The organism is Thiomonas sp. UBA7699, assembly GCF_002482605.1.
GTDB classification, from domain to species: domain Bacteria; phylum Pseudomonadota; class Gammaproteobacteria; order Burkholderiales; family Burkholderiaceae_C; genus Thiomonas; species Thiomonas arsenitoxydans.
This window is the reverse complement of the sequence record NZ_DLGH01000013.1, coordinates 29,304-43,161: the sequence shown is the minus strand read 5'-3', so window position 1 is coordinate 43,161 and position 13,858 is coordinate 29,304. Positions and strand designations below refer to the sequence as shown.

Below are 13,858 nucleotides of genomic sequence, written 5' to 3'. Positions count from 1 at the left end.
GCTTGCGGGCGCGTAACAAATACCGCTAAAACAGCGCAGACCACCGGCGGTTTTCGCTGCATTGCCAGCGCCGCCGGTTTGTTTTTTCAGGAACACCCATGAGTGCTTCGCCCTCAGCCCTCGGTGACGTCACGCCGCAGCGCATGGCGTTCGAGCAGCCGCTGCCGCTTCAAAGCGGCGCGCAACTGCCCGCCTACGAGTTGATGTATGAAACCTACGGCACGCTCAACGCCGAGCGCAGCAACGCCGTGCTGGTGTGTCATGCGCTCAACGCCAGCCATCACGCCGCCGGCACGCATGCAGGCAACCCCAAGAGCGTGGGCTGGTGGGACAACCTGATCGGCCCCGGCAAACCGCTGGACACCGAGCGCTTTTTCGTCTTGTGCGTCAACAATCCCGGCTCGTGCTTCGGCTCCACCGGCCCGATGAGCCTCGACCCCGCCACTGGCCAGCCTTGGGGCAGCCGCTTCCCCGTGGTGACGGTCGAAGACTGGGTGGATGCGCAGGCGCGGCTGCTCGACCGGCTGGGCATCGAGCGCCTGGCTGCGGTCATCGGCGGCAGCCTGGGCGGCATGCAGGCGCTGAGTTGGGCGCTGCGCTACCCCGAACGCGTGGCCCACTGCGCCGCCATCGCCACAGCGCCCAGTCTTTCGGCGCAGAACATCGCCTTCAACGAGGTGGCGCGGCGCGCCATCACCACCGACCCCGACTTTCATGGCGGCGACTACTACGCCCACGGCGTCGTGCCCAAGCAAGGTCTGGCGGTGGCGCGCATGATCGGCCACATCACCTATCTCAGCGACGACGCCATGGCCGCCAAATTCGGCCGTGCGCTGCGCAATGGCGCTCTGGGCTACGGCTTTGGTGTGGACTTCGAGATCGAGAGCTATTTGCGCTACCAGGGCGACAAATTCAGCGGCTATTTCGACGCCAACTCCTATCTGCTCATCACCCGCGCGCTCGACTACTTCGACCCGGCGCGCGCCACCGGCGGCGATCTGGCGCAGGGGCTGGCGGCGGCGCAGGCGCGCTTTCTGCTGGTGAGTTTCACCACCGACTGGCGCTTTTCGCCCCAGCGCTCGCGCGAAATCGTGCAGGCGCTGGTGACCAACCGCCGCGCTGTGACCTATGCCGAAGTCGATGCCCCGCAGGGCCATGACGCCTTCCTCATGGATCACCCGCACTACCACGGCGTGGTGCGCGCCTGGTTCGACCGCATCGCGCAGGAGCTTTCCAAATGACCACTCCCCTGAGCGTGATTGCCGATCTGGTGCCGCATGGCAGCCGCGTGCTCGATCTGGGCTGCGGCGATGGCCGCATGCTGGCGCATTTGCGCGACACCCGCGGCTGCACCGGGCTGGGCGTGGAAATCAGCCCTGAAAAATTGATCGCCGCCGCCGAAAAAGGCGTGGACGTGCTGCAGCTCGACCTGGAGCAGGGCCTGTCGATGTTCGGCGATGGCAGCTTCGACGTGGTGCTGCAGATCGACACCCTGCCCAATATCCGTCACACCGAAAACGCGCTGCGCGAAACCGCGCGCGTGGGTCGGCTGGGCATCCTCAGCTTCGCCAATTTCGCCCACTGGAGCATCCGCCTGCAAATCCTGACGGGCCGCCTGCCCGTAACGCCCGAGCTGCCCTACGAGTGGTACAACACGCCCAACCTGCGCGTGGCCACCTATGCCGACTTCGAGCGCCTGGCTGCGCACTGCGGGCTGAAGATGATCGACGCCTTCGGCATCCGCAACGGCCGTCGCATTACCTTCGCTCCCGGGCTGCTGGCAACGGAAGCGGTGTTTTGTGTGCAGGGCGCGTAGGAGGAGGGCGCCTGCCCGCTGGCGCCCTCCCTGAACATCGTTTGGTTTACCGCAAACACAGCCTACTTCCCCCGGTATGACGGCAACTCGATCACATAGGTATCGACAATCGAACTCGCGTCAATGACCGGCTTGCTGGGGTTCGCATCGCCCCAATCGCTCTGGAACAACATGCGCGTGCCGCTCGGGCTGATGGTGATATTCGGCTGCGCCCAGTAGTTGCTCTGCGGTGCGTTGAAGTAGTTGCCGGTGCTGCGGTGATGCGCCACGCGATACACCTTGCCGGTGTCCACGTTTGCGAGCAGGATCTCTTGGTCGAGATAGGTCATGGGCGAGCCGACCGCGATGGGCTGCCCCCCGTTGCAGTTGCCGTTCGAGCCCGATGGGCAACCGACCATCGAAATGCCCACCCAGCCCGGCGCTTTGAACGCCCGCCCGCTGGCGAACGAGCCTGAAACCGGGTCATGGTCGATCAGCACTTTGGGGCTGCCGCCTTGCGTCAGGTTCATGGTCATCATGGCTTTGTTGAAGGGCGAGTCGAACTGCACCGACACCACCACATCTTCGCCTGCGGCGTTCAGCAGCAGGTCGCCATGTTGCGAACCGTCGAATGACCGGGTCTGCAGCACCGCATTGGTCAGCGGATCACGAATTTGAACCTGCTGCTCGTTTTCGTAGAAGTAGGTGCCTTTTCCCGAAGGCAGCGCCTGCGGTACGGTGCTGTCGTCAGGGATGAAGCTTTTGCCGATCTGCCCGGTGGAGATGCGATAGGTGAACGCTGCATAAGCTGCGCCGCCGCGCGGGGTGTTGCGATTGAGGTAGGCGCCAAGGCCAATCAGGTCGTTGTCCCAACTCATACCGAACGGGTCGCTGCCGCCTGAGACGCGGGTAATCAGACCCGCACCTTGCACCGCGTCGTGCAGCGCGCCGCCCGGTTTGAAGTCCGCAGCGAAGTCGTGCAGCACGGTGGTGCGCGTGGTCACGGCGCCACCGCTGTAGTTCACCGTCATCTTGGTGAGGGCGTTTTGTTGCGTTCCGGTGCGCTGGTTGTTATCCACGTAGAACAAGGCGCTGGGATCGGTCGTTGACCAATAGAACTGTTCCACATCGGCGGGATTGATGTCGAGGTAGTCGAGAAACTTGTAGGTCTTGCCGTCGTACAGGGCAAACGTGCCGTTTCGCCCGCCTTCGCTGAGCGCGCCCGACACGTAGAGGATCATCAGCGTTTCGTCGGCATTCCACGCCTGCGTGGTCGGATAGGCGGGCAAGGCCACACGCGAATTGAAATCCGCCTTGGCGTCGGTCACGCGGACGATCTTTGTTCCGGGGAAATCGGGGTCAGTGAACCGCACGCCCTTGGCGGGCTTGGCCAGAGGGGTGAACGGGCGCAATGCGGTGCCGTAATCCTGCAGGCCTGCGGCGGGTGAGCCTGCGGCCGTCAGGTCGGACGTCGGGAAGGAGATCGGGGTGGACGTCGGAGTCGGCTCCGGCGGTGCGTTATTCGCACTGCCGCCGGTGATCGTGGGCTGCGGACTGGCGATCGCTGCCGTACCAGTTCCTGCAGTCGCATTATTGGCGGCAGCGAGATCCGTCGTGCCACCGCCACCGCAGCCCGCAAGACTCACCGAAGCCACTAGGGCAAGAGTTCCCGCTTTTAAAAAGAATGAATTCATGACTACTTCCTCACTATGACGCCAGCCGTGCACCCATTGCGACCACACGATCAAGCCCCTCCCAAGATGAGACTGTTTCGACTCATGACACTCGAAACCGCCTCCGCAATACAACGCAAAACAAAGGCACTGTTTGTTACATATGGGGTGCACTAAAGGTTTCGCCTCATGTCCTGATCACCACCCCCCCTCGACGAGGCCTAGGCCTGCGACTCGTCAGACCCCAAAATATGCTCATTAGGGAGTGTGAATTGTCGAGTTTTCCCTAAGCTGAATCGATCAGCGCGCTCTGACTTGCGTATCGGAATTTGCTGGTTTTTTTGTCAGAATTTTCTGATAACCTAGGACTGCCGCCCTAAAGCACGTTGAATTCTCTAGTCGAGACCAGATTTCACAACCCGAATGCTGTGATCTCGCACTATTTTTGAACCACCGCATCTCATGCCAAGCTCATGTTGCCGCAGCGCCACATCCGTGAAACACCCGATCACTTGGCCGACTTGGCAGGCGATGCCGATCTGACGTCTGGCGCAACGCAGGCGCCGGAGGGTTTCACAGACCTGCGTGCGCTCGTTGACCAGCTCCCGGGTTTTGTGTTCCGCCTGCGCCATGACGGCGGGCAATTGCGGTTCGACTTTGCCAGCGCCTGTTGCCTGCCGGTTTGTGGCGTTCAGGCCACTGATTTGCAGCACTCCGCGCAGCACCTTCTGAACCAGATCGACCCCTTGGATCTCGCGCCGTTTCATGCGGCGCTGCAGACCAGCGTCGCCTCCGGTTTCTGGAACTGGGAAGGGCGTCTGCATACGCCGCACGGGCTCAAGTGGGTGAATGTGCGGGCGCGCACGCGCAGCATCAACGCCTTCGCGGCCGAATCCACCGGCATCATGCTCAACGTCACGCAGAGTCATCTGCGCGAATCGCAACTGCTCAATCTCTCCAGCGACCTGCGGCAGATCGCCTCGCATCTGGAGTCGGTGCGCGAGGCGGAGCGGGCCCGCATGGCGCGCGACCTGCATGACGATCTGGGTCAGGTGCTCACGGCCTTGCAGATGGATGTGGCGCTGCTGCGCAAGCAGTTTGGCGCCGCGCAGGCGCCGGAGTTGTTTGGCAACGTCGACAAGCTCATTCACGCCGCGGCAGAGGCGGGTCGGCGGGTTGCGTCCGAATTGCGGCCCAGCGTGCTCGACCTGGGGCTGAAGGCCGCGCTTCGCTGGATGTCCGAGCAATACGCCCAACGCTACGACATTCGGGTGTCAACCGAGCTGAGCTACAAAAGCGAGGTCGGCGAACTGATCGCCACGGAGCTGTTTCGCATCGCGCAGGAGGGCTTGACGAACGTGGTGCGCCATGCGCGGGCGCGTCAGGCCTGGGTACGCTGTGTCGATGTGGAGGCCCATCAGATCTGCATTTCAGTCGAGGATGACGGTATCGGCTACACGCCGCAAGAGCCCCCGGCCAGCCGCCCTTCGCTGGGCCTGCGGGGCATGCGCGAACGCGCCGCAGTCTTCGGCGGCAGCTTTCAGCTCGACCAGTCGCCGCGGGGCGGTGTGCGCGTGCAGGTGTGCATGCCGCTGGGGCCTACGCTGTTGAGTGATGACGCGGGCGCGGCCCAGCCCCACCCATCCGCAGGAGACGCCCTTGGATGAGTTGCGCGTGCTCATCATCGACGACCATGCGCTGCTGGGCGAGAGCTTGGCGCGCTTTCTCGGCTCCAACGACATGCAGGCGGTCTGGTGCGGCGATCTCGCCCGCGCCATGCAATCAATCCGCGATCAGTCGTGGAGCGTAGTGCTACTCGATCTGTCAATGCCCCAGGGCAACGGACTCGATCTGCTCAAGCGCATCAAGCTCATGCACCCAGACCTGCCGGTGCTGATTCTGAGCATGCATCCCGAGCAACAGTTTGCGCTGCGCGCGCTGCGCGGCGGCGCGGCAGGTTATCTCACCAAGGGTTGCAGCCCCAACGTGCTGGTCGAGGCCATTCAAAAGGTCGTGCACGGCGGGCGTTACCTCACACCCGGCGTGGCGGAGCAGTTGGCCAACTATATGAACGAGGGCGAGGCGGCGGAAGAACCCCACGCCCGTCTTTCCGACCGGGAGATGCAGGTGTTCATGCGGCTGGTCGAAGGCAAATCGGTCAATCAGGTCGCCGACGAATTGCACATCAGCTGCAAAACGGTGAGCACGCACAAGACGCGGCTGATGCACAAACTCGCCCTCGACAACGACGCCGATCTGGTGCGCTACGCCATGCATCAGGGCATCGTGAGCTGAACCGCCATGCCCTCGGGGGATCTGACGCGCAGCGGCAGGTCTGGGGCGGCGCTATCAGACAGAAAGCGCCGCGGTTTTTATACTGCCGCTGATGCACACCCCCTACTCGCCTGAGCGCGCGGTTCAACTCGCGCGCGACACCCTGGATATCGAAGCCCGCGCCCTGCTTTCCCTGCGCGAGCGCTTGGCCGCGCCGCCGCTGTCGAGCGCATTTGCCCAGGCGGTGCAGTGCATCCTGCAGAGCCCCGGCCGCGTGGTGGTGTCGGGCATGGGCAAATCGGGACATGTGGGCCGAAAAATCGCGGCGACCTTCGCCTCCACCGGCACGCCGGCCTATTTCGTGCACCCGGCCGAGGCCAGCCATGGCGACCTGGGCATGGTGACGCGCGACGATGTGTTCCTCGCCCTGTCCAACTCCGGCGAGACCGAAGAACTCACCCGCATCGTGCCGCAGGTCAAGCGCCTGGGCGCCACGCTCATCAGCATGACCGGCCGCACCGACTCCACCCTGGCGCGGCATGCCGACATCCTGCTCGATTGCGCCGTCGAACAAGAAGCCTGCCCGCTCAACCTCGCGCCCACCGCCAGCACCACCGCCCAGCTTGCCCTGGGTGACGCCCTGGCCGTCGCCCTGCTCGACGCTCGCGGCTTCGGCCCCGAGGATTTCGCCCGCACCCATCCCGGCGGCAGCCTGGGACGCAAACTGCTCACCCATGTAAGCGATGTGATGCGCAGCGCCGAGGCCGTGCCCAGCGTGACGGGCGACGCGCCGTTCACCGCCGCGCTGATGGAAATCACCCGCAAGGGCCTGGGCATGACCGCCGTGGTCGATGCGCACGGCGTGCTGGCGGGCATCATCACCGACGGCGATCTGCGACGCCTGATCGAAAAGGGCGCCAACCTCAACACCCTGCAAGCGCAGCAGGCCATGCACCCGCAGCCGCACACCATCGGCCCGGACGCGCTCGCCGTCGAAGCGGTGCAACTCATGGAGCAATACCGCATCAACCAATTGCTCGTCGTCGATGCTCAAGGCAAGCCCGTCGGTGCGCTGAACATGCACGACCTGTTCGCCGCCAAAGTGATCTGAGAGGGTGTGAACAAATCCGCCATGAACCCGCCTATCAAAGCCACACCCCGCGACGCCACACCCCGTCTCGCCTTTGAGCCCGAACTCCTACTCGCCGCGCTCGATGTGCAACTGCTGCTGCTCGACGTGGACGGCGTGCTTACCCCCGGCGACCTGCTTTATGGCGCGCAGGGCGAAGAGCTCAAGCGTTTTTCCACCCTCGATGGTCACGGCCTCAAGCTGTTGATGAGCGCAGGCATCGAGCCCGTCGTCATTTCCGGGCGCGACAGCCCCGCGCTGCGCGCGCGCATCGCCGAACTCGGCCTGCAACACAGCGTGCTGGGCAGCGGCGCCAAGCTGCCCGCCGCACAGAGCCTGCTCGACCAGCTCCAGCTGAGCTGGGAGCAAGTGGCCATCATCGGCGACGACTGGCCCGATCTCGCCCTGATCGCCCGGGCAGGTTTCAGCGCAGCGCCGCCGCAAAGCCACGCCGAGGTGCTGGCCCGCGTGAGCCACATTACCCGCGCCCCCGCCGGGCTCGGCGCGGTTCGCGAAGTCTGCGATCTGCTGCTGATGGCGCGCGGCGCCTACGCCGCCCTGCTGCAGGATGCGCTCGACGGCAAGCCGCACACACCACCGCCGGGCCGCCCTCACGATGCCATCAGCGGCACCCTGGCCGAGCCGGGCGCCGTGCTGCCCAGCGCGCGTTGAAGCCCCTGTCGACATGAGAATCAACCCGCGCCAGTTCTGGCTCCGCCTCAGCGCCTGGACGCCCATCCTGCTGCTGGCGTTGGCCGCCGCGTTCAGCTGGTGGGTGGCGCAGGTGGTGATGCGCGCCGAGCAAACCCCCCGAATCGACGCGGCGCACTCCAACCTGCCCGACTACCTGCTGCGCGGATTTTCTGCGGCGAGCTACAACGCCCAGGGCCAGCTCAGCGCCGTTTTGCGCGGCACGCAGATGGTGCACCTGCCCGCCTCCGACACCTTCGACATCACGTCGCCGCAGCTGCGCGCGGTCAACCCCCAGGGCATCGTCACCACGGCCAGCGCGCTGCGCGGCCTGTCCAACAAAGACGGCAGCAATGTGCAGCTGCTCGGCCAGGCCGTGGTGGAGCGCAGCGGCGTGCCCCATCAGGCCTCGCTGATCGTGCGCAGCGAGTTTCTCAACATCTTCCCCAACCAGCAGATCGTGCAGTCGAACCGGCCCACGGTGGTGCAGCAGGGGCAGACCGTTTTTTCCGGCAATGCGGTGGATTTCAACGGCATTGCGGGCACTGCATCGCTGCAGGGACGGGTGAAAGCCGTCATCGTGCCGGGCCAAACCCCACCGGGAGCCACGCCATGACCGCCGCATCGCCCGCACCCATCGTGCTGCTCACCGGCGCGTCCAGCGGCATCGGCGCAGCGCTGGCTGCGGCTTATGCCGCTCGCGGCTGGCGGCTGGTGTTGATCGCCCGCCGCGCCGAGTTGCTGGAGCAAGTCGCACGCGATGCCCATCTCGACCCGACTGATGCGGCCCGCGTGCGGCTCATCGCCGCCGACGTGCGCGACACCGACCGCCTGCGCCTTGAGGCCGACACCCTGCTGCGCGAATGGGGCTGCCCGCAGGTGGTCATTGCCAACGCGGGCATCAGCCACGGCGTCGATCTGTCGCAAGCCGACGATCTCGACGTGGCCATCGACATCATGGACATCAACTGGGCCGCCGCGCTCGCCACCCTGGCGCCCTTCATCGCGCCGATGCGCGCGCGCGGCAGCGGCACCTTGGTGGGTATCGCCAGCGTGGCCGGGATTCGCGGCCTGCCCTGCCACGCCGCCTATTGCGCCAGCAAGGCCGCCCTCATCCGCTCGCTCGAAAGCCTGCGCGTGGAACTGCGGCCCAGCGGCGTGAAAGTCGTCACCCTCAGCCCCGGCTATATCGAAACGCCCATGACGGCGGGCAATCGCTTTCGCATGCCCTTTCTCATTTCACCCGCCGAGTTCGCGCGTCACGCCCTGCCCGCCATCGACGCGGGCCGCGCCTACGTCACCATTCCGTGGCAGATGGGGTGGCTGGGCAAATTCCTGCATGTCGTGCCGCGCGCCGTGTTCGACCACTACGCCGGGCGCTACGGCCGCAAGGCCCGCAAGGACGACTGCGAACCCTGCCAGGCGATGACCCGGCGCAACCGCATGCGTCGTCGCAGATAGCCAGGAATTCAGCCCTTGGCCGCCAGCAGCGAGGCTTCGAGGATGTCGAGCGCCTCGGCGAACACGGCGTCAGAAATTGTCAGCGGGAACAGGAAGCGCACCACGTTGTAGTCCACGCCACAGGTCAGCAGGATGAGGCCGCGCCTGAGTGCCTCGGCCTGCACGGCCTTGGTATAAGCCGCGTCCGGTTTGCCAGAGGCGGGGTCGTTGAACTGCACCGCAACCATGGCGCCCAGGCCGCGCACATCGCTGATCTGCGGCACTTGCGCACGCAGACCTTCAAGCCGGGCCTTGAGCTGATCGCCCAGCTTCTGGCCGCGCGCCGGGAGTTGCTCGTCGTGCATCACGTCGATCACGGCGTGCGCGGCGGCCACCGCCATCGGGTTGCCCGCGTAGGTGCCGCCCAGCCCGCCGGGGGCCGGGGCGTCCATGATTTCGGCGCGGCCGGTCACCGCCGACAGCGGCATGCCCGAGGCCAGCGATTTGGCGATGGTCATGAGGTCGGGCAGCACGCCGGTCTGCTCGAAAAAGTGTTCCATCGCGAACAGCTTGCCGGTGCGGCCGAAGCCGGTCTGTACCTCGTCAGCGATGAGCACGATGCCGTGCTGGTCGCACAGCGCGCGCAGCCACTTCACCGCCTCGGCCTGAATGACGTTGAAGCCACCCTCGCCCTGGATGGGCTCGAAGATGATGGCGGCTACGCGGGAGGGTTCGATGTCGGCCTTGAACAGCAGTTCCACCGCCTTTTTCGTCTCGTCGAGGCTGGCGCAATGACAGGGAAACGGCGCGTGATAGATCTCCGGCGGAAAGGGGCCGAAGCCCGCCTTATACGGCTGCACTTTGCCGGTGAGCGACACGGCAAACAGGCTGCGGCCGTGGAAGGCGCCGCCAAAGGCAATCACCCCGGGGCGCTGGGTGTAGGCGCGGGCAATCTTGATGGCGTTTTCCACGGCCTCAGCGCCGGTGGAGAACAGCGCGGTTTTCTTGGCGTGGCTGCCGGGCGTGAGGGCGTTGAGTTTTTCGGCCAGGCTGACATAGCTCTCATACGGCACGACCTGGTAGCAGGTGTGGGTGAAGTGCTGCAGTTGCTCCTGCAGCGCAGCGACGATCCTCGGGTGGCGATGGCCGACGTTCATCACCGCGATGCCGCCGGCGAAGTCGATGTAGCGGCGGCCTTCGACGTCCCACAGCTCGGCGCCCTCGGCGCGGTCGGCGTAGAAGCTGGCCATCACGCCCACGCCGCGGGGCGTGGCAGCGGCGCGGCGCGCCTGGAGTTGTTCATTCAGTGAGTGGTTCATGGTGTGTCTCCAAAAGATTCCCCCTCCCGCCCCCCCCACTGCGTGGAGGAGGAGCAAAGGCCCCCTCTCCGCTTGCGGGGAGGGCCGGGGTGGGGAGGGTTCAGTTCGCGCTGTCGATGCGCATCCAGGTGGTTTTGAGTTCGGTGTATTTGTCGAAGGCATGCAGCGACTTGTCGCGGCCGTTGCCCGACTGCTTCACGCCGCCGAACGGCACGGTGATGTCGTCCTCGTCGTACTGGTTGACGTGCACGGTGCCCGCCTGCAGCGCGCGCGACACGCGCACCGCGCGGTCGATATTGCGCGACCACACCCCGGCGTGCAGGCCGTAGGCGCTGTCGTTGGCAATGGCGATGGCCTCGGCTTCGGTCTTGAAGCGAATGACCGCCAGCACCGGGCCGAAGATTTCTTCCTGCGCGATTTTCATGCTGTTTTTCACGCCGTCGAACACCGTCGGGGCGACGTACTGCCCGCCGGTCTCCTGCAGCGCGCGGCAGCCGCCGGCCACGCAGCGCGCGCCCTCGTCCACGCCCGACTGGATATAGCCGAGCACGGTCTGTGTCTGGGTTTCATCGACCAGCGCGCCGAGCACGGTGGATGCATCCAGCGGGTCGGCCGGGTGGTATTGCGGAGTGAGCACAGCGAGCTTCTCGACGAAGGCATCGGCAATGCTGTCCTGCACCAGCAGGCGCGAGGGCGCGTTGCAGCTCTCGCCCTGGTTGTAGAACATGCTGCCGATGGCCGTGGCTGCGGCGCGGTCGAGATCGTCGAAGTCGGCGAAGACAATGTTGGCCGACTTGCCACCGAGTTCGTTGTACACGCGCTTCAAGTTGCTGCGGCTGGAGTAGTCGAGCATGCGGCGGCCGGTGCGGGTGGATCCGGTAAAGCCGATGGCGTCCACGTCCATGTGCAGCGCCAGCGCTTCACCGGCCTCATGCCCGAAGCCCGGCACCACGTTGAACACGCCCTCTGGCAGCCCGGCCTCCAGCGCCAGTTCGGCCAGACGCAGCGCGGTGAGCGGCGATTTTTCAGAAGGCTTGAGCACCACGCTGTTGCCCGCGGCCAGCGCGGGCCCCAGCTTCCACGAGGCCATCAGCATAGGGTAGTTCCACGGCACGATGGCGCCGACCACGCCGATGGCCTGGCGCGTAATGAGGGCCAGCGCGTTGTCGCCGGTGGGGGCGATTTCGTCGTAGATCTTGTCCACCGCTTCGCCGAACCACTGCAGGCAGCGCGCGGCGGACGGCACGTCGGTGGACAGGCTGTTCTTGATCGGCTTGCCCATGTCGAGGGTTTCGAGCAGCGCGAGTTCGTCGCGCGCAGCGCGCAGTTGCTCGGCAAACGCCACCATCACCTTCTTGCGCGCAGCAGGCGGCTGGCCAGCCCAGCGGCGATCGTTGAACGCCGCGCGGGCGCTGGCTACGGCGCGGTCGATGTCCGCCGCCTTGCCGCGGGCGACGCGGGCAATCACCTTGCCGTCAACGGGCGAGATGCAGTCGAACAGGCTGCCATCAGTCGCGGCCCAGCGCCTGCCGTCGATGACCATGCGGCCGTCGATACCGCGCTTGAGCAGATCGTCGGCGCGTTGATGCCAGATGCGATTGAAGTTCTCGGTCATGCGAATCTCCTGGGGTAAGGTTTAGTTCTTTTTGAGCGCCATGATGGCTAGTGTTTGCGCACCCGAGTGTGGTTTTCCCAGATGCCGGTGAAGCCGCCGGGCACGACGAACGCGTCACCGACGCGAAATTCCTGCGCCGCGCCGTCGTCTGCGGTGAGCGTCATATGCCCTTCGAGCAGCACGCAGAACTCTTCTTCATGCGGGTCGTAGTGCACGCGCCAAGCACCAGGCTCACCCTGCCAGATGCCAGCGGAGAACTGACCGGTGGCGTCGGTGTAGTGATTCCAGGCCCGTTGCTGCGGGTCGCCGAGCAGCACTCGGTCGGGCGCTGGAGCGATGGGTTCGGGCGCCACCCGGTTCGTTGTGAAGGCGATGGGGTGGCGCATGATGGAGTAGCAAAAAGCGGTGAGGCGGCGGGCAAGACACCCGCCGCGAAAGGACAGATCAGAAGCTCACGACCACCGAAGCGGCAAGAAGATTGTTGTCCTTTTTGTAGCTGCCATCCGACACGTTGTAGAAGGTAGCAAGGCTGGAGCGGTCATAGCGGTATTCCATCTTCAATGTGGTCGACTCGGTCAGCAGGTAATTCCAGCCGAGCGAGAGGGCGTAGCGGTTGGCGCCCTTGTTGGGGTCGACGATGGTCCAGTTACCCGTGCCGTCGTTGACGTAGCCTGGGCCGAAGCCGTTGACGCCGTTGAAGCTCGCGCCGAGGCCACCGGCAGTCGGGTTCATATAGCCGCCCGGCAGCCCGCCGCCATTGCTGCTGTTGTTGAGATAGTCAGCGCGGGCGAAACCGAGGAAGCGCGGGGTGAAGTTATAGGTCAGCATGCCCGAGGCGCCCCACCACTTGGCTTTGCCGCCGTTATACGCTGCCCCGGTCTGCTGTCCATAGCCGAGTTGGCCGTAGTAGCCCCAGTCGCCCTGGGTCAGGTAGCCGTCGACCTCGAACATCTGCGCGGTCGAGGTGCCGGTGGCAAACAGCGGCGTGGTGCCGTCCGCCGCCACGTTGGAGTTCGGCAGCTTGCCCACCATGCCCCAGAAGCCGATATCGGCGTTGTCATAACCGGGCGGGGTGTAGTCGGCACGGAACACCAGTGCCGGGGCACGCCCGCCGGAGCCGCCGTAGTAGTAACGCGGCGAGTTCATATTGGCGATCATGCTCTTCCACTCCCAGTTGCCCACGGTCTGGTCGAGCCCGACGCCGGTGTAGGCGGTCAGCTCGGTGAAGTCGAACAGCAGGTTATGGGTGATGGGTTTGGTCTGGTTGTCCCAGGTGTATTCATAGCCTTCCCAGTCGGGGATCTGGCCGGCGATGAGCTTGGTCTCGTTGTTCAACGGAATCGACACCGAAGCTTCATGAATGATGGAGTTGCCATTCATGTTGACGCCGGCGCCCCGATCGGGAGCCAGGGTGAGGTTCCAGCCCACGCCGCCCGCGGTTTCCTTCTGGAACTGGAGATAAACGCCGCCGAAATACGAGTTGTCGTAGTTGTAGAGCGAGTACGCACCCGGATCGCCATTGGACCGATTCAGGAATACGAACGAACTGGCCTGCTGATCCTGGTTGTAGACATAGGCCGGGGCGATCATGCCGCTGACCTTCAATCCCTTGAAGCCGGACGACTCGGTTTGCTCCTTAATGCCTGACACCTGCACATCCGCATGGTTGGCCACCTTTGAGGCTTCATCTGTCGCCTTCTGGTTGTCGGTGATCTGGGTTTGCTGCGCCTTGACCTGCGCTTCGAGTTGCTGCACCTTGGCCTTGAGCGCTTGCAGCTCGTTCAGGATGTCGGCGTTGGTGTCGGCATGTGCCAGTGGGGCGAGCCCCAGGCTGGCCGCCAGCACGGTGAGTTTGAACTTGTTCATCAGTGTGTCCTCCAGGTGTTTTTAGATGTTGACAGGGTGCTTCTCTTGCTCAAAAAA

The 13,858-nt window shown here is 64.8% G+C and carries 13 protein-coding genes; 8 read left to right on the top strand and 5 right to left on the bottom strand.

Features of this window, described 5'->3' with window-relative positions; all coding sequences use genetic code 11:
• Nucleotides 1-98: 98 nt before the first annotated feature.
• Complete coding sequence (metX, locus tag B3H47_RS04935; RefSeq protein WP_286986257.1) at nucleotides 99-1,241, top strand: homoserine O-succinyltransferase MetX; 1,143 nt, start codon at nucleotides 99-101, stop codon at nucleotides 1,239-1,241.
• Entirely contained in the window at nucleotides 1,238-1,816 is a 579-nt protein-coding gene (metW, locus tag B3H47_RS04930) for a methionine biosynthesis protein MetW (protein ID WP_013104378.1), read from the top strand. Before metX ends, metW begins: the two co-directional genes overlap by 4 nt.
• A 62-nt stretch (nucleotides 1,817-1,878) precedes the next feature.
• Here metW and B3H47_RS04925 read toward each other — a convergent pair whose 3' ends face one another.
• Nucleotides 1,879-3,489 carry a hypothetical protein gene (locus B3H47_RS04925; protein ID WP_286986255.1) on the bottom strand — a complete coding sequence of 537 codons (1,611 nt, stop codon included), beginning with the start codon at nucleotides 3,487-3,489 and terminating at the stop codon, nucleotides 1,879-1,881.
• A 452-nt stretch (nucleotides 3,490-3,941) separates the two neighbouring features.
• Here B3H47_RS04925 and B3H47_RS04920 point away from each other — a divergent pair, with 452 nt between their 5' ends.
• The 6 genes from B3H47_RS04920 (at nucleotide 3,942) to B3H47_RS04895 (ending at nucleotide 9,022) form a co-directional block, all read left to right on the top strand.
• Nucleotides 3,942-5,135, top strand: a complete 1,194-nt coding sequence (locus B3H47_RS04920) for a PAS domain-containing sensor histidine kinase (RefSeq protein ID WP_286986253.1) — start codon at nucleotides 3,942-3,944, stop codon at nucleotides 5,133-5,135.
• Complete coding sequence (locus tag B3H47_RS04915) at nucleotides 5,128-5,763, top strand: response regulator (RefSeq protein WP_286986252.1); 636 nt, start codon at nucleotides 5,128-5,130, stop codon at nucleotides 5,761-5,763. The genes B3H47_RS04920 and B3H47_RS04915 overlap by 8 nt, the downstream gene beginning before the upstream one ends.
• Nucleotides 5,764-5,854: 91 nt before the next feature.
• Nucleotides 5,855-6,853 carry a KpsF/GutQ family sugar-phosphate isomerase gene (locus B3H47_RS04910; RefSeq protein ID WP_286986250.1) on the top strand — a complete coding sequence of 333 codons (999 nt, stop codon included), beginning with the start codon at nucleotides 5,855-5,857 and terminating at the stop codon, nucleotides 6,851-6,853.
• Between the two features lie 21 nt (nucleotides 6,854-6,874).
• Nucleotides 6,875-7,543 carry a KdsC family phosphatase gene (locus B3H47_RS04905; protein ID WP_286986249.1) on the top strand — a complete coding sequence of 223 codons (669 nt, stop codon included), beginning with the start codon at nucleotides 6,875-6,877 and terminating at the stop codon, nucleotides 7,541-7,543.
• A gap of 13 nt (nucleotides 7,544-7,556) precedes the next feature.
• On the top strand, nucleotides 7,557-8,177 hold the full coding sequence (lptC, locus tag B3H47_RS04900; RefSeq protein ID WP_286986248.1) for an LPS export ABC transporter periplasmic protein LptC: 621 nt from the start codon (nucleotides 7,557-7,559) through the stop codon (nucleotides 8,175-8,177).
• On the top strand, nucleotides 8,174-9,022 hold the full coding sequence (locus B3H47_RS04895; protein WP_286986247.1) for an SDR family oxidoreductase: 849 nt from the start codon (nucleotides 8,174-8,176) through the stop codon (nucleotides 9,020-9,022). The genes lptC and B3H47_RS04895 overlap by 4 nt, the downstream gene beginning before the upstream one ends.
• Nucleotides 9,023-9,030: 8 nt before the next feature.
• Here B3H47_RS04895 and gabT read toward each other — a convergent pair whose 3' ends face one another.
• From gabT to B3H47_RS04875, 4 genes are all read right to left on the bottom strand, one after another.
• Nucleotides 9,031-10,320, bottom strand: coding sequence for a 4-aminobutyrate--2-oxoglutarate transaminase (gene gabT, locus B3H47_RS04890; RefSeq protein WP_286986246.1), 1,290 nt, complete (start codon nucleotides 10,318-10,320; stop codon nucleotides 9,031-9,033).
• A 100-nt stretch (nucleotides 10,321-10,420) separates the two neighbouring features.
• Nucleotides 10,421-11,935, bottom strand: coding sequence for an aldehyde dehydrogenase (locus B3H47_RS04885; protein WP_286986244.1), 1,515 nt, complete (start codon nucleotides 11,933-11,935; stop codon nucleotides 10,421-10,423).
• Nucleotides 11,936-11,982: 47 nt separating this feature from the next.
• On the bottom strand, nucleotides 11,983-12,321 hold the full coding sequence (locus tag B3H47_RS04880) for a cupin domain-containing protein (protein ID WP_286986243.1): 339 nt from the start codon (nucleotides 12,319-12,321) through the stop codon (nucleotides 11,983-11,985).
• Between the two features lie 58 nt (nucleotides 12,322-12,379).
• On the bottom strand, nucleotides 12,380-13,801 hold the full coding sequence (locus B3H47_RS04875; protein WP_286986242.1) for a DUF3138 family protein: 1,422 nt from the start codon (nucleotides 13,799-13,801) through the stop codon (nucleotides 12,380-12,382).
• Between the last annotated feature and the right edge of the window lie 57 nt (nucleotides 13,802-13,858).

Bases quoted from the DNA above. Each gene is read 5' to 3' on its own strand.
- metX (WP_286986257.1), top strand. From the start codon at position 99: ATGAGTGCTTCGCCCTCAGCCCTCGGTGACGTCACGCCGCAGCGCATG.
- metW (WP_013104378.1), top strand. From the start codon at position 1,238: ATGACCACTCCCCTGAGCGTGATTGCCGATCTGGTGCCGCATGGCAGC.
- B3H47_RS04925 (WP_286986255.1), bottom strand. From the start codon at position 3,489: ATGAATTCATTCTTTTTAAAAGCGGGAACTCTTGCCCTAGTGGCTTCG.
- B3H47_RS04920 (WP_286986253.1), top strand. From the start codon at position 3,942: ATGTTGCCGCAGCGCCACATCCGTGAAACACCCGATCACTTGGCCGAC.
- B3H47_RS04910 (WP_286986250.1), top strand. From the start codon at position 5,855: ATGCACACCCCCTACTCGCCTGAGCGCGCGGTTCAACTCGCGCGCGAC.
- B3H47_RS04905 (WP_286986249.1), top strand. From the start codon at position 6,875: ATGAACCCGCCTATCAAAGCCACACCCCGCGACGCCACACCCCGTCTC.
- lptC (WP_286986248.1), top strand. From the start codon at position 7,557: ATGAGAATCAACCCGCGCCAGTTCTGGCTCCGCCTCAGCGCCTGGACG.
- B3H47_RS04895 (WP_286986247.1), top strand. From the start codon at position 8,174: ATGACCGCCGCATCGCCCGCACCCATCGTGCTGCTCACCGGCGCGTCC.
- gabT (WP_286986246.1), bottom strand. From the start codon at position 10,320: ATGAACCACTCACTGAATGAACAACTCCAGGCGCGCCGCGCCGCTGCC.
- B3H47_RS04885 (WP_286986244.1), bottom strand. From the start codon at position 11,935: ATGACCGAGAACTTCAATCGCATCTGGCATCAACGCGCCGACGATCTG.
- B3H47_RS04880 (WP_286986243.1), bottom strand. From the start codon at position 12,321: ATGCGCCACCCCATCGCCTTCACAACGAACCGGGTGGCGCCCGAACCC.
- B3H47_RS04875 (WP_286986242.1), bottom strand. From the start codon at position 13,801: ATGAACAAGTTCAAACTCACCGTGCTGGCGGCCAGCCTGGGGCTCGCC.